This is a genomic window from Acidithiobacillus sp., from assembly GCF_023229925.1.
Lineage (GTDB): Bacteria > Pseudomonadota > Gammaproteobacteria > Acidithiobacillales > Acidithiobacillaceae > Acidithiobacillus.
Genome location: NZ_JALNYM010000002.1, coordinates 520,214 through 538,872, shown reverse-complemented (window position 1 = coordinate 538,872; position 18,659 = coordinate 520,214). Strand labels below are relative to the sequence as shown.

General features: G+C 57.2%; 22 protein-coding genes. 20 read left to right on the top strand and 2 right to left on the bottom strand.

Annotated features, from left to right (window positions below; genetic code table 11):
* Positions 1 to 23 precede the first annotated feature (23 nt).
* Positions 24 to 242 (bottom strand): hypothetical protein, encoded by a 219-nt coding sequence (locus M0P56_RS09115; protein ID WP_291509876.1) that lies wholly within the window; start codon positions 240 to 242, stop codon positions 24 to 26.
* Between M0P56_RS09115 and M0P56_RS09110 the strand changes: the two genes are divergently transcribed.
* The 16 genes from M0P56_RS09110 (at position 217) to M0P56_RS09035 (ending at position 13,614) form a co-directional block, all read left to right on the top strand.
* Positions 217 to 780: a thioredoxin fold domain-containing protein gene (locus tag M0P56_RS09110; RefSeq protein ID WP_366110037.1), complete on the top strand. Its 564-nt coding sequence runs from the start codon at positions 217 to 219 to the stop codon at positions 778 to 780. The genes M0P56_RS09115 and M0P56_RS09110 overlap by 26 nt on opposite strands.
* A 183-nt stretch (positions 781 to 963) precedes the next feature.
* The gene (gene pdxH, locus M0P56_RS09105) at positions 964 to 1,860 is read left to right on the top strand and encodes a pyridoxamine 5'-phosphate oxidase (RefSeq protein WP_291509731.1); all 897 of its coding nucleotides are present in this window, start codon (positions 964 to 966) and stop codon (positions 1,858 to 1,860) included.
* Positions 1,861 to 1,968: 108 nt separating this feature from the next.
* Positions 1,969 to 3,750 carry a cytochrome c biogenesis protein ResB gene (locus M0P56_RS09100; RefSeq protein WP_291509730.1) on the top strand — a complete coding sequence of 594 codons (1,782 nt, stop codon included), beginning with the start codon at positions 1,969 to 1,971 and terminating at the stop codon, positions 3,748 to 3,750.
* The gene (gene ccsB, locus M0P56_RS09095; protein ID WP_366110013.1) at positions 3,743 to 4,918 is read left to right on the top strand and encodes a c-type cytochrome biogenesis protein CcsB; all 1,176 of its coding nucleotides are present in this window, start codon (positions 3,743 to 3,745) and stop codon (positions 4,916 to 4,918) included. The genes M0P56_RS09100 and ccsB overlap by 8 nt, the downstream gene beginning before the upstream one ends.
* Positions 4,905 to 5,312 (top strand): hypothetical protein, encoded by a 408-nt coding sequence (locus tag M0P56_RS09090; protein ID WP_291509729.1) that lies wholly within the window; start codon positions 4,905 to 4,907, stop codon positions 5,310 to 5,312. Before ccsB ends, M0P56_RS09090 begins: the two co-directional genes overlap by 14 nt.
* 169 nt (positions 5,313 to 5,481) lie before the next feature.
* Positions 5,482 to 5,931 (top strand): PH domain-containing protein, encoded by a 450-nt coding sequence (locus tag M0P56_RS09085; protein WP_291509728.1) that lies wholly within the window; start codon positions 5,482 to 5,484, stop codon positions 5,929 to 5,931.
* 105 nt (positions 5,932 to 6,036) lie between these two features.
* Positions 6,037 to 6,636 (top strand): cytochrome b/b6 domain-containing protein, encoded by a 600-nt coding sequence (locus M0P56_RS09080; RefSeq protein WP_291509727.1) that lies wholly within the window; start codon positions 6,037 to 6,039, stop codon positions 6,634 to 6,636.
* 46 nt (positions 6,637 to 6,682) lie between these two features.
* Positions 6,683 to 7,519 (top strand): hydroxymethylpyrimidine/phosphomethylpyrimidine kinase, encoded by an 837-nt coding sequence (locus M0P56_RS09075; protein WP_291509726.1) that lies wholly within the window; start codon positions 6,683 to 6,685, stop codon positions 7,517 to 7,519.
* 1 nt (position 7,520) lies between these two features.
* Positions 7,521 to 8,174, top strand: coding sequence for a thiamine phosphate synthase (thiE, locus tag M0P56_RS09070; RefSeq protein WP_291509725.1), 654 nt, complete (start codon positions 7,521 to 7,523; stop codon positions 8,172 to 8,174).
* A 2-nt stretch (positions 8,175 to 8,176) separates the two neighbouring features.
* Complete coding sequence (gene hemL / locus M0P56_RS09065; protein WP_291509724.1) at positions 8,177 to 9,469, top strand: glutamate-1-semialdehyde 2,1-aminomutase; 1,293 nt, start codon at positions 8,177 to 8,179, stop codon at positions 9,467 to 9,469.
* The gene (locus tag M0P56_RS09060) at positions 9,466 to 9,861 is read left to right on the top strand and encodes an HIT family protein (RefSeq protein WP_291509723.1); all 396 of its coding nucleotides are present in this window, start codon (positions 9,466 to 9,468) and stop codon (positions 9,859 to 9,861) included. The genes hemL and M0P56_RS09060 overlap by 4 nt, the downstream gene beginning before the upstream one ends.
* Before the next feature lie 130 nt (positions 9,862 to 9,991).
* Positions 9,992 to 10,165 carry a helix-hairpin-helix domain-containing protein gene (locus tag M0P56_RS09055; RefSeq protein ID WP_291509722.1) on the top strand — a complete coding sequence of 58 codons (174 nt, stop codon included), beginning with the start codon at positions 9,992 to 9,994 and terminating at the stop codon, positions 10,163 to 10,165.
* A 93-nt stretch (positions 10,166 to 10,258) separates the two neighbouring features.
* Complete coding sequence (hemC, locus tag M0P56_RS09050; protein WP_291509721.1) at positions 10,259 to 11,179, top strand: hydroxymethylbilane synthase; 921 nt, start codon at positions 10,259 to 10,261, stop codon at positions 11,177 to 11,179.
* Entirely contained in the window at positions 11,176 to 11,964 is a 789-nt protein-coding gene (locus tag M0P56_RS09045; RefSeq protein WP_291509720.1) for a uroporphyrinogen-III synthase, read from the top strand. The genes hemC and M0P56_RS09045 overlap by 4 nt, the downstream gene beginning before the upstream one ends.
* Entirely contained in the window at positions 11,961 to 12,953 is a 993-nt protein-coding gene (hemB, locus tag M0P56_RS09040) for a porphobilinogen synthase (RefSeq protein ID WP_291509719.1), read from the top strand. The genes M0P56_RS09045 and hemB overlap by 4 nt, the downstream gene beginning before the upstream one ends.
* Positions 12,904 to 13,614 carry a TonB C-terminal domain-containing protein gene (locus tag M0P56_RS09035; protein ID WP_291509718.1) on the top strand — a complete coding sequence of 237 codons (711 nt, stop codon included), beginning with the start codon at positions 12,904 to 12,906 and terminating at the stop codon, positions 13,612 to 13,614. Before hemB ends, M0P56_RS09035 begins: the two co-directional genes overlap by 50 nt.
* Before the next feature lie 12 nt (positions 13,615 to 13,626).
* Here the strand turns inward: M0P56_RS09035 and M0P56_RS09030 are convergent, their stop codons facing one another.
* A complete protein-coding gene (locus M0P56_RS09030; RefSeq protein ID WP_291509717.1) occupies positions 13,627 to 15,003 on the bottom strand; it encodes an MFS transporter in 1,377 nt (458 codons plus the stop codon).
* 156 nt (positions 15,004 to 15,159) lie between these two features.
* On the opposite strand from M0P56_RS09030, the gene rfbA reads away from it, so the two are divergent.
* Genes rfbA through rfbB form a run of 4 tightly spaced genes read left to right on the top strand, consistent with a single transcriptional unit; the run spans position 15,160 to position 18,646 of the window.
* Complete coding sequence (gene rfbA / locus M0P56_RS09025) at positions 15,160 to 16,044, top strand: glucose-1-phosphate thymidylyltransferase RfbA (RefSeq protein ID WP_291509716.1); 885 nt, start codon at positions 15,160 to 15,162, stop codon at positions 16,042 to 16,044.
* Complete coding sequence (gene rfbC, locus M0P56_RS09020) at positions 16,041 to 16,589, top strand: dTDP-4-dehydrorhamnose 3,5-epimerase (protein WP_291509715.1); 549 nt, start codon at positions 16,041 to 16,043, stop codon at positions 16,587 to 16,589. Before rfbA ends, rfbC begins: the two co-directional genes overlap by 4 nt.
* Positions 16,586 to 17,485, top strand: coding sequence for a dTDP-4-dehydrorhamnose reductase (gene rfbD, locus M0P56_RS09015; RefSeq protein WP_291509714.1), 900 nt, complete (start codon positions 16,586 to 16,588; stop codon positions 17,483 to 17,485). Before rfbC ends, rfbD begins: the two co-directional genes overlap by 4 nt.
* 18 nt (positions 17,486 to 17,503) lie before the next feature.
* Positions 17,504 to 18,646, top strand: coding sequence for a dTDP-glucose 4,6-dehydratase (gene rfbB / locus M0P56_RS09010; protein ID WP_291509713.1), 1,143 nt, complete (start codon positions 17,504 to 17,506; stop codon positions 18,644 to 18,646).
* Positions 18,647 to 18,659 lie beyond the last annotated feature (13 nt).

The following is an 18,659-nucleotide window of genomic DNA, read 5'->3' as shown; positions in this document are numbered from 1 at the left end:
GGGCAATGGGTGGTTCGATTGACTCAGAAAGCCGGAGATATGGCGCCATTTACCATGCAACTACTATTCATGGTAGTAATAGTAGCGCTACTAACGGCATGTACGAAAAAGGCTACGACATCGGCAATTCCCAGTACGGTAAGCGTACCTTCTGGAGTAACCGAAGCCAGGGCGCCGACAAAGCCATCCGAGGTCTCTGCGGCGCATTTTTGGAGCATGATGGCGAGCCACTTAACGTACATTCAGAGCGGTCATGGCGGCCCCATAATATATGACTTTACTGACACTAATTGCTCATATTGCCACATTCTGTATAACGCGGAAGAGCACCTTGTCCGTGAGGGGCGTCTAACGGTTCGCTATGTCCCCGTAGCTATGATAGATCCTAGTAGCATGTCAGAGGCTGTATACATACTACAAGCCAAATCTCCGGCTGCTGTGTTGTCGAACGTAGAGCGGATTATTGGCGATAATATGGAGAATAAAAACCATATAACGCTTCCACAAGTCGCCCATATTATCGATAATCCGTTTCCGAGAGAGTTGGCAACAATAAAAGAGATAGAACTCAATAATGGATTTTTGCACGAGATCAAGGTTGATCAGCTCCCGGACATTATTTATCAACGGAGCGACGGCCATCTCGGTTTGATTACCGGACTAATAGGCAAAGAAGAGCTGACATCGATCCTAGCGGAGAGCGCGAGAGTGCAGGTGCCCGGTTCTGGAAATGCAGATGGTACAATAGCCCCTATATTGATGGGTAAGAACGACGAATAATTATAAATTAAATATTCATATATTGGACACATGGTGGCATAATTATTCCAGGTAATACCTGATAAATTAAGAGGGCATGCTTGTTCGTCTGGACACTGTGGCGACTTAAAGCGGAGGGGTAATGTACAAGCGGGCAGCGGCGATAAAAGCAAAGCACTTGGTTTTGAAATGGGTTCGTACGGCATGGTTGGTGTCGCCATGACCGAATGCTTTGTGAAAGATTGTGCGACGGTCGTGCAGGCTCTTACCAGCGGTCCTATGACGAATGGCGAGATTTCAGTCAGCACAGGATTAAGCCCGCAACGAATTGGCACACTAACGGTTAGTCTGGCGGATCGTGGTCAGATACGATCCCTTCGCTGCGTGCTCAATAAAAAAAAGATATTGGTCAACCTCTGGAGCCTGCCTGAAGCAAAAGGTGAGGATGCGCACCGCGATAGCGACACTGACCTTCGGGCCATTCGGCGAGAATACTCCAACGCTGCGCTACGGGGTGTTAATTTATCTGAAAACCCGGTCAGACAGTTCGAATGCTGGTTTAACGACGCCATCCGAACAGAATGTAGAGACGTGACGGCCGCTGCGTTAGCCACCGCGAGCGCTGAGGGACAGCCATCGCTTCGATATGTCCTGATCAAACATTTTAGCGATCGTGGCTATTGCTGGTATACGGACAGTAATAGCCAGAAAGGGGTCGAGTTGGCGATTAATCCGCAAGCCGCACTGTGCTTCTACTGGCCTGAAACAGAGCGCCAGGTGCGGATTTCTGGGCAGGTAGAACGAGTCGAGGAAGACCTATCAGAAAGGTATTTTAAAGAGCGACCTACAGCCTGTCGGATCGGCGCCTTGGCGTCAGAGCAGAGCCAGCCTATAGCCTGCCGCGCAGAGTTGGAAAGTCGTGTTCTGGCTGTCAGCGCACGCTTCCAGGACGGTAACGTGCCACGCAAGGAAAGTTGGGGAGGGTACCGCGTTGTGCCAACTTATTTTGAATTTTGGCAAGGGCGACAGGACCGTTTGCATGATCGTTTTACATATCGAAAAAATGGCGAAGCCTGGATCAGGCAGCGTCTGATGCCTTAATTGACTTAACGGTACTTCGAGTGTCTGATGCTGTTATTATGATGCGTTAAGTAGTGATGCTAAGTATTTTTGATAAGCGACCGGCCTAGCGGCAATAGAGAGTTCCACATGCAGAAGAGAATAGCGGAATTTGTTGTAATTTTTACCTCGATGCGTTTCGCGGTATCCCTGCTCGTCCTGTTGGCAATTGCTTCTATCATCGGTACCGTGTTGCCACAAGCACAGCCCTACACGGACTATGCACACCAGTTTGGTCCGTTCTGGTTTGCTGTATTTAAGTCGCTTGGATTTTACGACGTTTACGGAACGCCATGGTTCTTAGTCATCTTGGGCGTCTTGGTACTTTCCACCGCATCGTGCCTAATCAGAAACACTCCGACCAGAATAATGGGCATGGTGAATGTATGGAAAGACCGCGGGCGTGATGGCAGCAAGCCGGATGTGTATCACACTTCCCTACGTCTAGCGGATGCGACCCCCGTTCTGGCGTCATGGATGACTGGGGCGGGATATGAACCGCGTGTTAGAGCTACGAAGACATCTGCGTCGCTGGTATCGGTCCGTGGGCGTTTCTATAGCGCAGGTTATATACTGACACATGCGGCAATTGTGATATTTTGCGTAGGCGCAATGTACAATGCCAGCCTGCCGCTGAAATGGAAACTATGGAATGGATCGATAGTTCCGGAGACTAATTTTTCTGAGCCGGTCTCGGATGTGCCACAAGTGTCCACGCTGCCTCTTGATAACCCTGCGTACAGAGGCAATGTCACTCTACCGGCCGGAGATTCAACAGACAACGCGTTTGTTCCATCCGGTAATGGCTATTTGGTGCAGCCATTGCCATTTGTGATATATTTGCATAAGTTTGATATAACCTATTACTCAAACGGAATGCCAAAGGATTTTCGATCAGATATATATATAGAGAACCATCGTGGAGAAGTACTAAAACGTGCCGTTGTTAGAGTCAATCATCCACTTTCATATCGTGGGGTAGACATCTATCAGGCGAGCTTTAGCGATGGTGGAACGTTGCTGCGCCTAGACAACCATTCGCTGTCGAATCCAGGGGTGTCACCGAAACATGTTACGGCACGAATAGGTGATACTTTGACTGTGCATGGTGGGTATCAGGTTAAACTAAAATCCTTTTCACTCTATAATGTTATACCTGCAAAGGCTGCAGGTGTAGCGACAAGCCACGCCAGTCCGTTTGTGAATCTCGGACCCAGCATGACCTACGTTGCCTCCACCTCATCCGGACAGACCGCGGAATTTAAGACGTTTGTATCTCCAATTACCCGCTCTGGACAGAACTATTTTTTGCAGGGAGTGCGAACAAAACAATCGCCATTTCAATATCTGCTAATACCCATTGGTCCCAATGGTGGAATAAGCTTCTTTATGACCTACCTGACTCAATTAAGAGATGAAGCAGCAAATGGGACAGGTCTTACCATGGCGGTTGTGACAACGCTTTTCAAAAACTTAGTAGTTACTAGCTACCCATCTATCATGACCAATTATCAGCAGCAAGCGCGGCTTTTTCAGGCTGTCATGAATGCGATGACTCAACTGCAGGCGTATCCGGTTCCGTTTATTATAACTGTGCATGCATATAAGCATAAATGGGCTGCCGGACTCGAGGTGACAAAATGGCCTGGCACCATTCTTCTGTATATCGGAAGTGTATTATTGGTTTTTGGTATCATGATATCATTTTATATGCCGCAACGACGGATTATGGCGAAGTTGACAGCGGCGAGCGATGGTACCGATGTGGTAATAACCGGTCATAGTAGCCGTAGTGTGAGCAATATACCCGATGTTATACAGTCTCTTTACGAGCGCCTAAAAGCTGAGGACGAAGGAGAACGTAATGAATAGTGTGCATGTTCGTTTCGATGAGTTAAATAATGATGATGGCGCGCCGCCCAGCTGGTATGGTAGAGGTATGGGTGGCCTGTGGGCCCTGTTACTAACCGGCGGCGCTGTAGCTTTGCTGCTGTTGTTTTCCAAGTCATTTGGCTATTGGCAGTACGTGATACTCGGAAGTTGGTATGTGGCACTAATAGTTGCGGGTCTTTATTGGCGCCCATTACAAATCCTGACCTATGTCGTGATTGCCTTATCTATGTTTGCCGTGTGGTTGTACAGTGTCGGCCAGACCCCGGACAACAATTGGCTAATGAGATATGTTCTCCAGGGTGATGCTGCGGCCATGTGGATGAGCGGTTTCTTATTATTCGCCACTATCGGTTATGAGGTATATTTATTCACGCACAAATCCTCTGTAGCAGCCGCGAGTACGGCCATGACATGGCTCGGTATTATAATGGGATTTACGGCCTTAGGTGTGCGATGGAGAGAAACCTATATTGGCCATCCGTCATGGGGACATATCCCTGTTGGCAATTTGTGGGAAGTAATGTTGTTATTCTGCGCTGCAACATCACTATTCTACCTGTTCTACGAATCGCGATATAAGGCGAAAGCATTAGGAGCATTTGTGATGCCCCTTGTCGGCGCTGCAGTGCTCTTTTTCTTGTGGATCACATTCGCGCAGCACATGGACAAAATTGAGCCACTGATTCCCGCGCTCCAAAGCTTCTGGATAAAGCTGCATGTCCCCATGATGTTTATAGCCTATGCGAACTTCACGATAGCATCGCTCGTTGGTTTCGCATATATCCTGGATGGGCGCTCCCAGAAACGAGGCGGTCGGCTGGCCTTCATTCTTCCTGGCCAGCCGATAATGGACGACATCATGTATGCGGCCATTACCTTTGGCTTCCTGTTGTTCACTATTTCCACCATTCTTGGCGCGGTGTGGGCCGCTCAGGCGTGGGGCGGTTTCTGGTCGTGGGATCCCAAAGAAACGTGGTCGCTTATTGTATGGCTTAACTATGCGGGGTATCTGCATGCCCGCACGGTGAAGGGATGGCGTGGAACGAATATGGCGTGGTGGTCGTTTCTTAGCCTGTGGGTTGTGTCATTCTGTTTTCTGGGCGTTAATTTATTCTTGTCGGGGCTCCATTCGTATGGAAAATTATAATCATCCAAGGAATACCAATTTTCTTTTTCCTCTGCTGTTCTCGTCTACCATGCTCTTGTTTCTGGGCGGCTGTGCCACCACTGCCAGTACGCAGAACATGCAACCACTTGCGTACAGAGGTTTAGCGAACAGTGCGGAGATCGGTAAAATAACACCTTCTTTGCAGCAGACTTCGGTGAAAATTGTGCATGCACCACTGCATGTACATTCGCCGATGCCGGTAACCTCACCCGGCGGCAGCATGCCCGCCAAAGCAGGGCCGATACAATTAGGCAGCCAGACACCTTGCGGTATGATAGTAAATATTCGAGGTCCGTTGGCAAAGGTACAGCAGGGGTACGCCGCACACTGGGTCCTGATCAGCAAACTGGATAATGCCAGCGATTGTAAATGATTTAGGCATCAATGACGTGACTGGCGCATAGGGCATTACGAACAACTCGTCGTTGATAAAATGGCGCGATTACTTTCAGGAGTATGTGGCCCTGTCGGTGAACGATAGAGTTTGTTTCCGGTGCTCTTTTCTACTTCGAAAACAATGAAATTTGGTGAGGGGATGACGCATGTCTGCACAGCGGAATGAAGTAAAACATACTACAGCCGTGGTATTGAACGACGTGAACGTAGCACCATCTGCCTTTTTTGGTTCACTGTTGATATTCCTTGTGAGTGTTCCATTTGTGGTTTTTGGTAGTGGGTTCTTGGTAATGATCGGGGCGGTAATAATTGTCTTGTCAGTAATTGATGCGGCAAATCTGGCGACGTTAATGTTCACTACCAGATGTCTCGTTGATAATGGCAGCCTGGTGGTGAAATACGGAATGGCACGACGACAAAATGTTTCCATCCCGGCGACGTCCGTTCGCGGCATAAAAATTAAACAAACTTGGATTGGCTCGAAATTTAATTACGGTTCCGTAATGATTGCTGGTGATGATCTAGGAGTTATGGTGCAGTATATAAAAAACCCGTTGGCGGCAATGGAAACAATAAAAAAATCCATCGGTATGTGACTTGTGAAAAGCCCGCATCGTATAACATGGACTATATGCATATAAATACATCGCGTGTAGCTCACGATGTTGTTACCGTCGCTAATCGACGAAGAGGTGGTTAGAATGTCAAATAGAGATGTCGGCACCACAGCCGAGGATCGTGTAACCGAATTTGATCATACGACGAAGATAATACATTTTGTTATGGCTATCGTGTTGACTGGTCAGATGTTTCTTGGGTTGGTTGTCCATGACCCGCGTACGAAATCCTATCTATATATGCACGAATATGTTGGCGTCGCGTCAACGATTATTATTTTGTTGGAATGGCTATGGATATATACCGCATCGCAGTTCTCTATTCTGTTCCCATGGGATCGCGAGGGCATGCAGCACATTGTTAACGATATAAAGAATTTAGGAGAACCTATTCTTCCAGAGGGTGGCAATACCGTTGGGCTATCAGGGTTCTGGCATGGAATCGGAATAATATCTTTTACATTGATGGCATTAACCGGAATGCTGTTGCTTTTGGTTTTACCGCGTGGGAACTCGATACTCGGCCTGCAGTCAAACGATTTTGTGTTATATACTGAGATTGCTGTGGTCCATAGGGTAATATCCTATACCGCGTGGGTATATCTTGGTGGGCATGTAGTTTTTGCCATCCTGCATGAGCTCAGCGGGAAGGGTGTTATCGGAAAAATGTTTTTTTATAAATAAGCTCTATTGGGCACCGAAGCGAGAGCAGGTCAATCGGGGCGAAATAATGTACGATTCATCCTGGATGGAATTCCGTAACCCGGAAGTGTCGGGTCCTCCGCCGGTCGTCCTCACTATGGCCGGTTCTGATCCGAGTGCGGGTGCGGGCTTGCAGGCCGACCTGCTGACCCTGGCCAGCCTGGGCGTGCATGGCTGCACGGCGGTGACGGCGCTGACCGTTCAGGATTCGGTGAATGTACGGGCCTATTCGCTAGTGAATCCAGAGGATACCGTGGCTCAGGCGCGGGCGATCCTGGAGGATATGTCCGTTCAAGTCATCAAAATCGGGATGCTGGGAAGCGCCGCCATGGTGGCGGCGGTGAGCGCGCTGCTGGCGGATTATCCGCGGATTCCCGTGGTGCTGGATCCGGTACTGGCAGCCGGAGGGGGCACGGCCCTGGCGGGCGCGGGATTCCGCGAGTTCTTGGTATCCCAATTACTTCCGCAAGTCACGGTGATGACGCCCAATGGCCCTGAAGCACTGGCCTTGTCCGGTGCCGACGATTTGCCCACGGCAGGTGCCCGGCTCAATCGCCAGGGGGCGGAGTGGGTGTTGATCAGCGGAGGGCATGGCGTGGGGGTGGAGCTGGAGAATATGTTGTTTCGTGGCGAGACCTTGCAGCGTACCTTCCGGCAGCCGCGTCTGGCCGGTCGCTACCACGGTTCGGGATGTACCCTGGCCGCCGCACTGGCGGCGGGTCTGGCGCAGAATCTAGCCATGGAAGAGGCCGTGAAGCGGGCATTGGATTTTACTCATGCTTGCCTGGCGCACGCTTACCCGCTGGGAAAGGGACAGTATTTTCCGGACCGGTTCTTTTGGGCGCGCGGGTATCGGGAGGAATAGGATGGCTGGGCAGAACCCCGTTATTTCCGGGCTATATGTGATCACCGAAGCGCGCCTGATGCCGGAGCCCGTTTTCCTGGCGCGGGCCGAGGCGGCGCTGCGCGGCGGTGCGCGTATTCTCCAATATCGGGACAAGGGCGAGGTGGTGGCCGATGCACCGCGACGGCGGCGGCAGGCGGGGGCCTTGCGGGAGCTTTGCGCACAGTACGACGCGCTTTTCGTCGTCAACGATGATCCCCTGCTGGCGCAGGCTGTCGGGGCGCCCGCCCTCCATGTGGGGGCGGAGGATGTGCCCCTGGCCGCGTTGCGTGCGCAATTCGGTCGCGCCATACTCGTCGGGGTTTCCTGCTATGGATCGGTGCGGCAGGCGCAGGAGGCGGCGGCGCTGGGGGCGGACTATGTGGCCTTCGGGTCTTTTTTCGCTTCTTCCAGCAAACCGCAGGCGCCGGTGGTCAGTGTGGATGTCCTGACGGCGGCGCGTGCGGTTATTGATCTGCCCATTGTGGCCATCGGCGGCATCACGGAGGCCCATGGGGGTGCGTTGATCGCGGCGGGTGCGGATGCCTTGGCGGTGATTTCCGGCGTTTTTGGTGCAGAGGATGTGGAAGGGGCGGCACGACGCTTTACCGCTCTGTTCAGTAACCGTAAGGAGTAATGATGACGCAGACTTCACACGCGCTGTTCAACGCGGCGCAACGATGCATTCCGGGCGGGGTTAACTCGCCGGTCCGGGCCTTTCGCGGTGTGGGTGGCGATCCGATTTTCATCGACCATGCCGAAGGACCCTTCTTCTGGGATGTGGAAGGCAAGCGCTATATTGATTATGTGGGTTCCTGGGGACCGATGATTCACGGCCACGGCCATCCGGAAGTGCTGGCGGCGGTGCATACGCAGGTGAACAAGGGGCTTGGCTTTGGTGCCCCCACTGCCATCGAGGTAGAAATGGCGGAGTTGGTCTGCGCGCTGGTACCGGGCATCGAGTCGGTGCGCATGACTTCCAGCGGTACCGAGGCGGTGATGACCGCCATTCGTCTGGCGCGCGGTTACACCGGGCGCGACAAGATTCTCAAGTTTGAGGGTAATTATCACGGCCACAGCGACAGTCTGCTGGTCAAAGCCGGTTCTGGGGCGCTGACCCTTGGCCAGCCTTCCAGCGCGGGGGTTCCGCGCGAGGTGAGTCAGGATACCCTGGTGCTGCCGTACAACGACCTCCCCGCAGTGGAGGAAATGATGGTGCGCTTCGGCTTTGATGTCGCGGCTATCATTGTCGAGCCAGTGGCTGGCAATATGGGTTGCGTGCCGCCGGAGCCCGGCTTTCTGGAAGGGCTGCGCGCCATTTGTGATCAATACGGGTGCGTGCTGATTTTTGACGAAGTGATGACCGGGTTTCGGGTGGCGGTGGGTGGTGCGCAGGCGCTCTACGGGGTGCGGCCTGATCTGACCACGCTGGGCAAAATCATCGGCGGTGGCCTGCCGGTGGGCGCCGTCGGTGGTCCGCGGGAAATGATGGAATATCTAGCACCTACCGGGCCGGTGTATCAGGCAGGGACGCTGTCCGGTAATCCGGTGGCTATGGCCGCCGGCCTGACGACCCTGCGGCTGCTGACGGTGCCGGGTTTCCATGAGCGGCTGGCGACGCAGACGACAGTGCTCTGCAAGGGCTTGGCCGAGCGGGCGGAAGCCGCGGGTGTGCCCATGCAGATCAATCAGGTGCCAGCCATGTTCGGCTGGTTCTTCGCGGAACAACCGGTCCGCGGTTTTGAGGCGGTGATGGCCGCCGACAGTAAACGCTACGCCCGCTTTTTCCATGGCCTGTTGGCGCGCGGGGTGTATCTCGCCCCCAGTGCCTACGAGGCGGGTTTCCTCTCGGCGGCCCACGGCGACGCCGAGATAGCCGCCACCCTGGATGCCGCCGAAGCCGTTTTGGCCACCCTCAAGGAGGACGCATGAGCACCCTGTTTACCCGCATTATCCACGGCGAAATCCCCGCGCAGAAAGTGCTGGAGGACGATCGTTATCTGGCCTTTCTCGACATTCGCCCGGTCCGGCCGGGGCACACCCTGGTTATTCCCAAAATCGAGCATGACTATATTTTCACGCTGGATGACGACACCCTGGCCGGACTCCTGCCCTTTGCCAAGCGCGTAGTGCCTGCGCTGGAGCAGGTCACCCGTTGCAAGCGGGTCGGGGTCATGGTGGCGGGGCTGGAAGTACCGCATGCCCATGTGCACCTGATTCCCATGAATGCCATCCCCGACCTGAATTTCGCGAATGCCAAAGATACACCGGCGGCGGAGTTGGCAACGATAGGGGATAAGATACGCGCGGCGTTGCGGGGCTAAGCGTCTGTTAAAAGCGTCCTGGAAAGGTCTGTGGCTAGCTTTATCGGCCTTATGCACGATATGCGCGAGCGGTGGGGCGCTGGCCGCCGCTAAAGATTGTCCGGCTCCCGTCGACATCAATCATGCCGACGTGGCTCAGTTGCGCTGCCTGCACGGCATCGGCGAAAAACGCGCTGCCGCGATGGTCGCTTTCCGGGAGGCACACGGCCCCTTTCCCGGCCCCGCCTCCCTCGCGGCGGTTGTTGGTCCCAAGATGGCGCAGGCGTTGCGCGAGAAGGTGGTGGTGACCCCCGCTTCGCACTGAGCTTTGCCGAATCACCCTTGACAGAAAAAACCGCGCTGTTAAGGTGAATAGCCTAATTCTTCTCCCGATCACCTTTAGAGCCGCCGACCAGATATGCCGCACCCTCTTCGCATTGGTACCCGCGCCAGCCCGCTGGCCGTCTGGCAGGCAGAGCATGTCCGCGCCGATCTGTTGCGGCACCACCCGGCAATGACGGTCGAGATCATCACTATGACTACCAGCGGCGACGTTCTTCTGGATGCGCCCCTGCATGCGTTGGGTGGTAAAGGCCTCTTCGTCAAGGAAATCGAGGATGCTCTGCAGCAGCAGAGGGTGGACATTGCCGTGCACTCCATGAAGGATGTGCCCGCGCAGCAGCCTGAAGGCCTGGAGATAATCGCCATCATGGCCCGGGAGGATGTCCGGGATGCCTTCGTCAGCAATGCCTTTCTACACCCCGATGCTCTGCCGGAGGGCGCTCGGGTAGGCAGTTCCAGCCTGCGGCGGCGGGCGCAATTACTGGAGCGCTACCCCCATCTGCAGGTCGATGATTTGCGCGGCAATGTCGCTACGCGCCTGCGCAAGCTGGATGAGGGGCATTATGAGGCGATCATCCTCGCCGCCGCGGGCCTTAAGCGCCTGGGTTTGGCGGATCGTATCACTCACTTGTTGGACATCGACTGCTCTCTGCCGGCAGTGGGGCAAGGGGCCATAGGCATTGAGGCGCGCAGCGACGACCGGCGGACCCGGGAACTGCTGGCTCCTCTAGCCAATGCCGATACCCACGCCTGCGTGCTGGCAGAGCGCAGCATGAATCGGGTGCTGGGCGGGGATTGCCGGTTGCCGGTGGCGGCGCTGGCCCAATGGCAGGGGCCGCAGATGCTCCTACGCGGGCTGGTCGCCACCCCGGACGGCCGCCGGGTGCTCCATGCCGAGGCGAAGGGCAGCGACCCCGTTGCTCTCGGCATGGCCGTCGCTATGGCGCTGGTCGCGCAAGGAGCAGCAGAAATTATCGAGGATGTCCGAAGCCCATGAACAGCATCGCACTGCAAGGTAAAGGCATCGTGGTCACCCGGCCGCGCGCACAGGCCGAGGAATTGCTGACCCTGTTGCAGGCGCAGGGCGCACACCCCATTTTGTTCCCCGCCATACAGATCGAGGCGCCGGAGAACTGGCAGTCTCTGGATGACGCTTTGCATCAGCTGGTAGTGTATGACTGGGTGATTTTTTCCAGCCGCAACGCCGTCGCTTTTGCCCTCAGCCGCTTGCAGAGCCGCAACCTGTCCTGGCCGGCGGGGCCACGCATTGCGGCGGTTGGGAGGGAGACCGCCAAGGCGCTGCGTGAATTTGGTCTGCAGGTCGAGCTGGTCCCCCAGAGGTTCAGTTCCGAGGGTTTGCTGGAGAGTCCGGAGCTGGTGGCCGTGCAGGGGCAGCGCATAGCGCTGTTTGCCGGTGACCAGGGCCGGGAGTTGCTGGAAAAAACGCTGGGCGAGCGCGGGGCGGTCATCGACAAGGTGTTTTGCTACCAACGTCGCTTGCCCGGCTCCAACCCAACGCCGTTGTTGCATGCCTGGGCGCGCGGCGAGTTGGATGCCGTCACCGTGACCAGCCCGGAGATCTTCAATAATTTCTACCAGATGGTGGGGGGGCTAGGTCAACGCTGGCTAAAGAATACGCCCATTATCGCCATCAGCCCCCTCACCGCCGAGGCTGTCACCACGGTCGGCCTGCCCGCCCCCTGGGTTGCTCCGGAAGCCAGCGCGGCGGGTATGTTGACGGCGCTGACCGTATGGGCGCAAGGTCTGGAGCCCGTTGCATGAACCGACCCAATCTGTCGTCCCGCCACGAACCTCGCCGTCTGCGTCGCCATCCGGCCATGCGCCGGATGTTGCGTGAGCATCATCTCAGTACGGCGGATTTCATCCTGCCGATCTTTCTGGTGGAAGGCGATGGCGTCCGCACGGAAATCTCCTCCATGCCCGGCGTTTTCCGCCACAGCATCGACTCGGCTCTGCAACTCTGCGCGGAGGCTGCGGCGCGGGGTGTCTCCGGGGTGCTGCTGTTCGGCGTCGTTGAAGACCATTGCAAGGATGCCACCGGCGCTGCCTCCTGGGAGGCGGAGGGGCTGGTACAACGCGCCATTCGCGCCATTCGCGCCGAATATCCGCAACTCCTGATCATTGCCGATGCCTGCTTTTGCGAATACACCGCCCATGGCCATTGCGGTGTGCTGAATGCGGGCGGTGACCGAGATGATTACGCCACCCTGGAAAACCTGCAGCGGCAGGCCATCTCTTATGCAGAAGCGGGGGTGGATGTCATCGCCCCTTCGGGCATGGTGGACGGCATGGTGATGGCTATCCGCGAGGCGCTGGATGCATCGCAGCATCCGCAGGTCAGCATCCTGTCCTATGCGGTCAAATACGCCAGCGCTTTTTATGGCCCTTTCCGCGATGCGGCCGACAGCGCGCCCCAGTTCGGGGACCGCAAAGGCTATCAGATGGATCCGGCCAATCGGCGCGAGGCCTTTCGCGAGATGACACTGGATATTCAGGAGGGTTGCGATATGGTGATGGTGAAGCCCGCCATGGCGTATCTGGATATCATCCGTGACCTCCGTGAGCGTTGCGACCTGCCGGTGCTGGCGTATCAGGTGTCTGGCGAATATAGCATGCTGCAAGCCGCTGCCCGGGCTGGTTGGCTGGATCTGCAGAGCAGCGTCCTGGAATCATTGTTGGGTATCAAAAGGGCCGGCAGCGATGCCATCATCACCTATTATGCCCTCGCTGCAGCCGACTGGCTGGAATGAAGCCATAGGATTTTTTGCGCCACTATCGGACGTTCTGTTCCGGATACGTTGGTTTGGGGCAGCCGCACTGGTCGGTATGATGCGCGCCCTGCGTCTGCGACCGGAAGACCTCGATACCCTGTTCCCCTGGGTCTTGCTCTCCATGGTCGTCAACGTGCTGGTCTGGCTTGCGTTGCTGGTGGGGCTGGCGGGAACCCTGCCCAAAAAAACCCCGGTCAGCTCGCTGGTAGAAATTTCGTTGACGCCAAACCCACTCCGTCCCCAGATGACCTCGCCTGCGGTACCCACGCTGCGCCGCCCGGACGGCATGCTTCCGGTCCGTCGGGAGAGCGTGCCATCAACGGCCTCGCCGGCAGCGCGGGCGGTCGCATTGAATGCCTATCTGAAGGACTGGGAAAGTCGAATCATGGCACAGGCCCAGAAACGGCTCTTTGCGGGCGGTCATCCCGTCCTCCCGCAGGGACGCGTCGTTGTCGCCGTCACTATCGCCCCCGACGGACAACTGATGCAGATCGAGATGCGGCAAGGATCGAAGAACATTGCGCTGGTAAACGCTGTCGACACGATCATTCGGGAAGCGGCACCCTTTCCGGCCTTACCCGCCATCTGGCAGTCCCCGCCTACCCCGTTGCGCATCGTGCGGACCTGGGGATTTGAGTAAAAATCACACCAATCAGGGTGCTGCCACCCATTCATCCACGCGTTCCAGGTCTTCCAGGCTTTTCTGTCGCGATTCCACTCCATAGATCAGGGTGGCGAGCATCCCCAGCAGGGCCACGATGGCCATCACCACCAGTACCCAAGGAATCCCCCAGCGTTTTTCAAGAACCGGAAATAACACCGCCGAAATGACGGCACCCAGGCGGGAAAGCCCCGTCGCCAACCCCCCCGCGCTGGCACGCAATTCCGTCGGAAAAATTTCTACGGCGAGCGCAAAAACCGTTACCGCCGGACCGATGCCCACACCCAGGGAATAGACCGCAGCACCCGCGTAAATCCCGGCAATCCAGCCATTCCAGGAGCACAGCGCGAACAGTCCCAGCCCGAGAGACATCAGACCAAAGCCAGCGCTTTGCAGGGGAATCCGGCCCCAGCGGTCGAGGCGGGAGAGAATATAGAGAATGCCCAGGGCGGAGATCACCAGAAAGCCGGCATTGATGGCAGCGGCGGCCCCGTCACTGCTGGCTAATCCGTTGCTGCGCAACACCAGAGGAAAATACAGACCGATGCCCAGGCCCACCACATCCAGACAGAACCAGGGGAAGATGCTGAGCATGAGTCGGCGCAGCCAGACTTTACGCAACAGCACCCGCCACGACTGGCGATGCCCCTGAAAAGCCGTCAACTGTGTGCTGAGTTCGTCGGGCGTACACTCCGGATACAGCCGGGCCAGCGCCTCTCGGGCGGCGCTGGCATGCCCGTTGCGCGCCAGCCAACGCGGCGACTCCGGGAGGCCGCGCCGCAACCAGAGCAGGGCAAGCGCGGGGACGACCGCGCTACCCAGCATCCAGCGCCAGGACGCGTCGCCGGTAAACAACAGGGCCCAGCCGACACCGGTGGACAGCAGAGCGCCGACATACCAGGCCAGGTTTACCCGGGCGAAACGATTTCCCCGGTTTGCGGACGGACTGTATTCCGCAACGATGGTGGCTACCAGCGGATAGTCGAGGCCGATCGCCAGGCCGGTCAGAAAGCGACCCAGGAAAAGGATGGAGACGTCCGGGCTGAAAGCGCTGACCAGGGCACCGATGACATAGAGGAATATGTTGGGAAAGAGCAGCTTGCGGCGCCCGAACCGGTCAGTGAAGACGCCGCCCACCAGGCCGCCCAGCAAAGACCCGAGTAACGCCATGGCCATGAGTAGACCGGTTTCGGTCGCGTGCAAATGCCAGGTGCTGTGCAAAGAGAGCAGGACCACGGCCATGATGCTGAGGTCGTAACCGTCCAGCAGCATCCCCAGCATGGCGGCGCCCAGCGCGTGGCCGCGCTGCTTGTCCGCCTCAGGTCTGTTGCGGACGTTTGCAGTGGACGGGCCACCCGGTCTGTTCATGAGGATTCCTTGGTATGTTGATCGGACAGAGGGGCTAGCTTATGCCGTTGAGGCGCTATCGCTCAAGCCACCGGCGCACAGCACCTCTGGATATGTTGCCCCCGCGCCCCCGGCCCACATACAATACTCGCGACATCAACCAATGAAGGCCGCACAATGCATCGTAAAGGGATCATCCTCGCTGGCGGATCCGGCACCCGGCTCTATCCGCTGACCCAGACCGTCAGCAAGCAACTGATGCCAGTCTATGACAAACCCCTCATCTACTATCCCCTGGCGACCCTTATGCTGGCGGGTATCCGGGAGATGCTGGTCATCTCCACGCCCGACGACTTGCCACGTTTCCGGCAGTTGCTGGGAGACGGGAGCCAATGGGGCCTGTCTTTCCAGTATGCCGAGCAAGCACGCCCCGAAGGGCTGGCGCAGGCCCTGCTTATCGCCGAGGAATTCCTGGCGGGGAACCCCTCCGCGCTGGTGCTCGGTGACAACGTTTTCTACGGCCACGAAATCAGCGCAACGCTGCAAGCCGCCCACACCCGCGATACCGGCGCCACCATCTTTGCCTATCATGTCGCCAACCCGCGCGCCTATGGCGTCGTCGAGTTCAATGCCGACGGCCAGGCTATCGGCCTCGAAGAAAAACCGGAAACTCCGCGCTCATCCTATGCGGTGACCGGCTTGTACTTCTATGATGGCAACGGCAGCAGGATGGCTCGGGAAATCCGCCCATCGGCACGGGGCGAGTTGGAGATTACCGACCTCAACCGCCTCTACCTGCAAGAAAAGCGCCTGCAGGTGGAGGTGCTTGGTCGCGGCACGGCCTGGCTCGACACCGGCACCCACGCTGATCTTCTCAATGCTGGCCAGTTCATCCGCACCCTGGAAGAACGCCAGGGGCTCAAAGTCGCCTGCCCCGAAGAAATCGCCTACCGCATGGGCTACATCGATGGTGAAGCCCTCAGCCGTCTCGCCGCCCCCTTGCGAAAGAGCGGCTACGGCGATTATCTTTTGCGCATTCTCCGCGAAGGACGCCAGGCATGAAGGTGGAAGCCCTCGCCATTCCGGAGGTTCTCCTCATCACCCCCAGGGTGTTCGGCGACGCCAGGGGGTTTTTCATGGAAAGCTGGAACCGGCGCGCCTTCGCTGCGGCCGGACTGGATCTTGACTTCGTGCAGGACAATCACAGTCGCTCCCAGCAGGGCGTGCTGCGTGGGCTGCATTACCAGATTCGTCAGCCACAGGGCAAACTGGTGCGTGTCGTCGCTGGTGCGGTCTTCGATGTGGCCGTGGATATGCGCCGCTCCTCGCCCTATTTTGGGCAATGGGCGGGTGCCACCCTTTCCGCGGAAAATCAGCAGATGCTCTGGGTGCCCCCCGGTTTTGCCCACGGCTTTTATGTGCTTAGCGAGTCGGCCGACTTTCTTTACAAAACCACGGAGTTTTATGCTCCGGAAGCAGAACGTTGCGTGATCTGGAATGATCCGGATATCGCCATTGACTGGCCGTTGCTGGACAACAAGCCACCCTTGCTGGCCAGCAAGGATGCTGCCGGGCTTTCTTTGCTGAAGAATGAGGCCTTTCCATGACGCCCGTGGCCGGAGAATCCGCCAGGTATCGCGTACTGTTGCTGGGCGCGCAAGGCCAGGTGGGTTGGGAGTTGCAACGCAGCCAGCCGCCCTCAGTCAAGCTGTATGCCCTGGGACGCCAGGATTTGGACATTCGTGATGCCGACAAGGTCTGTGATGCGGCGGCAAGTTTCCAGCCCGACTGCCTCATCAATGCCGCCGCTTACACCGCCGTGGATCGTGCCGAATCCGAAGCCGGGATGGCCTATGCCATCAACCGGGACGGCGCCGCCCACTGTGCCCTGGCCGCCCAGTCCTGCGGCGCCCGCCTGATCCATATTTCCACCGACTTCGTCTTCGATGGTGCCCTATCCACCCCCTATCCACCCGGCGCGCCCGTAGCCCCTCTCGGTGTTTATGGCGGCAGTAAGGCCGCTGGTGAACAGCAGGTACGGGAAATCCTTGGTGATGCCGCCCTCATCCTGCGCACCGCCTGGGTTTATAGCGCCCACGGTAACAACTTTGTGAAAACGATGCTGCGTCTTATGGCCGAGCGCGACGTGCTACGGGTCGTGGGTGATCAGGCCGGCACCCCGACCTGGGCCGCGGGGCTCGCCCGCGCGATCTGGAGCGCCATAGACCACCCGGATTTTACGGGCATTCAGCACTGGACCGACGCGGGAGTGGCCTCCTGGTACGATTTCGCCGTAGCGATTCAGGAAGAGGCGCTGGCTGCGGGACGCCTGCGGCGCAGTATCCCCATAGAGATGATCCCAACGAGCGGGTATCCCACCCCCGCCCCCCGCGCGGCCTACACGGTGCTCGACAAGTCCAGCAGCTACGCCACGCTGGGTCCCGCGCCGCACTGGCGGGCCGCACTGCGGCAGATGTTCGCTGAACCCGAAGAAGAAGCCTGATTCAAAAAGGAGCACCCGATGTCTGTCGCCGTTGATCCCATGATTGACAAACGCCTGCTGGTCACCGGTGCTGCCGGTTTTATCGGTGCCAACTTCTGCCACCACTGGCTGGGCAAGCATCCGCGCACTACGCTGGTGGCGTTGGATGCCCTCACCTATGCGGGCAACCGCCATAACCTGGAAGGGCTGGAGCAGCACGCCGGGTTTCGCTTTGTGCAGGGCAACATCAACGATGCCCCGCTTGTCGAACGGCTGATGACCGACCATCAGCTCAACGTCGTCGTCCACTTCGCTGCCGAAAGCCATGTGGATCGCTCCATCCACGACCCCGACGCCTTCATCCAGACCAACATTCTCGGCACCCATAACCTGCTGCGGGTGGCCAAAAACCTCTGGCTGGATGGTCCGCAAGGTCGTATTCCCCACCGTTTTCATCACATCTCCACGGATGAAGTCTACGGCACCCTCGGCCCTCAGGACCCACCCTTCCGCGAAGAGACCCCTTACGCACCCAACTCCCCCTACGCCGCCAGTAAGGCGGGATCAGACCATCTGGTGCGTGCCTATCAACATACCTACGGACTCAGTACCACCACCAGCAACTGCTCCAATAACTACGGGCCATATCACTTTCCCGAAAAACTGATTCCCCTCATCATCGTGAATATCCTGCATAATCAGCCCTTGCCACTCTACGGCGACGGTCGTCAGATTCGCGACTGGCTTTATGTGGAAGACCATTGCCGGGGCATCGCCGCGATTCTGGACCAGGGTCGGGAGGGGGAGAGCTACAACATCGGCGGCTGCAACGAATGGGCCAATATCGACATTGTCCTGCTGATCGGCCAGATCATGGATGAACTTTTCGCGAGTGATCCCCGGTGGTTGCAGGCTTACCCGCAGTCAGCAGCGGCGCAGGGCCGCAAAAGCGCCGACCTGATCCAGCATGTGCGCGACCGGCCCGGTCATGACCGCCGCTACGCCATCGACGCCACTAAAATCACCCGCGAACTGGGTTTTCAACCCGCCGTGGACTTCCCCGCCGGTATCCGCCAGACCATCCGCTGGTACCTGGAGCACCCGGAATGGTGGCGCGCGGTCATGGACGGAAGTTACTGCCAATGGTTAGAACGGCAGTACGAAACTGAATGGAAATTGTAGCGCATTACCTGAT

Coding starts and splice junctions, on each gene's coding strand:
- thiE (WP_291509725.1), top strand. CDS start 7,521: ATGGCTGGGCAGAACCCCGTTATTTCCGGGCTATATGTGATCACCGAA.
- M0P56_RS09035 (WP_291509718.1), top strand. CDS start 12,904: ATGCCATCATCACCTATTATGCCCTCGCTGCAGCCGACTGGCTGGAAT.
- M0P56_RS09080 (WP_291509727.1), top strand. CDS start 6,037: ATGTCAAATAGAGATGTCGGCACCACAGCCGAGGATCGTGTAACCGAA.
- hemC (WP_291509721.1), top strand. CDS start 10,259: ATGCCGCACCCTCTTCGCATTGGTACCCGCGCCAGCCCGCTGGCCGTC.
- M0P56_RS09085 (WP_291509728.1), top strand. CDS start 5,482: ATGTCTGCACAGCGGAATGAAGTAAAACATACTACAGCCGTGGTATTG.
- hemB (WP_291509719.1), top strand. CDS start 11,961: ATGAACCGACCCAATCTGTCGTCCCGCCACGAACCTCGCCGTCTGCGT.
- M0P56_RS09110 (WP_366110037.1), top strand. CDS start 217: ATGATGGCGAGCCACTTAACGTACATTCAGAGCGGTCATGGCGGCCCC.
- rfbC (WP_291509715.1), top strand. CDS start 16,041: ATGAAGGTGGAAGCCCTCGCCATTCCGGAGGTTCTCCTCATCACCCCC.
- rfbB (WP_291509713.1), top strand. CDS start 17,504: ATGTCTGTCGCCGTTGATCCCATGATTGACAAACGCCTGCTGGTCACC.
- M0P56_RS09090 (WP_291509729.1), top strand. CDS start 4,905: ATGGAAAATTATAATCATCCAAGGAATACCAATTTTCTTTTTCCTCTG.
- M0P56_RS09045 (WP_291509720.1), top strand. CDS start 11,176: ATGAACAGCATCGCACTGCAAGGTAAAGGCATCGTGGTCACCCGGCCG.
- pdxH (WP_291509731.1), top strand. CDS start 964: ATGGTTGGTGTCGCCATGACCGAATGCTTTGTGAAAGATTGTGCGACG.
- ccsB (WP_366110013.1), top strand. CDS start 3,743: ATGAATAGTGTGCATGTTCGTTTCGATGAGTTAAATAATGATGATGGC.
- M0P56_RS09060 (WP_291509723.1), top strand. CDS start 9,466: ATGAGCACCCTGTTTACCCGCATTATCCACGGCGAAATCCCCGCGCAG.
- M0P56_RS09100 (WP_291509730.1), top strand. CDS start 1,969: ATGCAGAAGAGAATAGCGGAATTTGTTGTAATTTTTACCTCGATGCGT.
- rfbD (WP_291509714.1), top strand. CDS start 16,586: ATGACGCCCGTGGCCGGAGAATCCGCCAGGTATCGCGTACTGTTGCTG.
- M0P56_RS09030 (WP_291509717.1), bottom strand. CDS start 15,003: ATGAACAGACCGGGTGGCCCGTCCACTGCAAACGTCCGCAACAGACCT.
- M0P56_RS09115 (WP_291509876.1), bottom strand. CDS start 242: ATGTACGTTAAGTGGCTCGCCATCATGCTCCAAAAATGCGCCGCAGAG.
- M0P56_RS09075 (WP_291509726.1), top strand. CDS start 6,683: ATGTACGATTCATCCTGGATGGAATTCCGTAACCCGGAAGTGTCGGGT.
- hemL (WP_291509724.1), top strand. CDS start 8,177: ATGACGCAGACTTCACACGCGCTGTTCAACGCGGCGCAACGATGCATT.
- rfbA (WP_291509716.1), top strand. CDS start 15,160: ATGCATCGTAAAGGGATCATCCTCGCTGGCGGATCCGGCACCCGGCTC.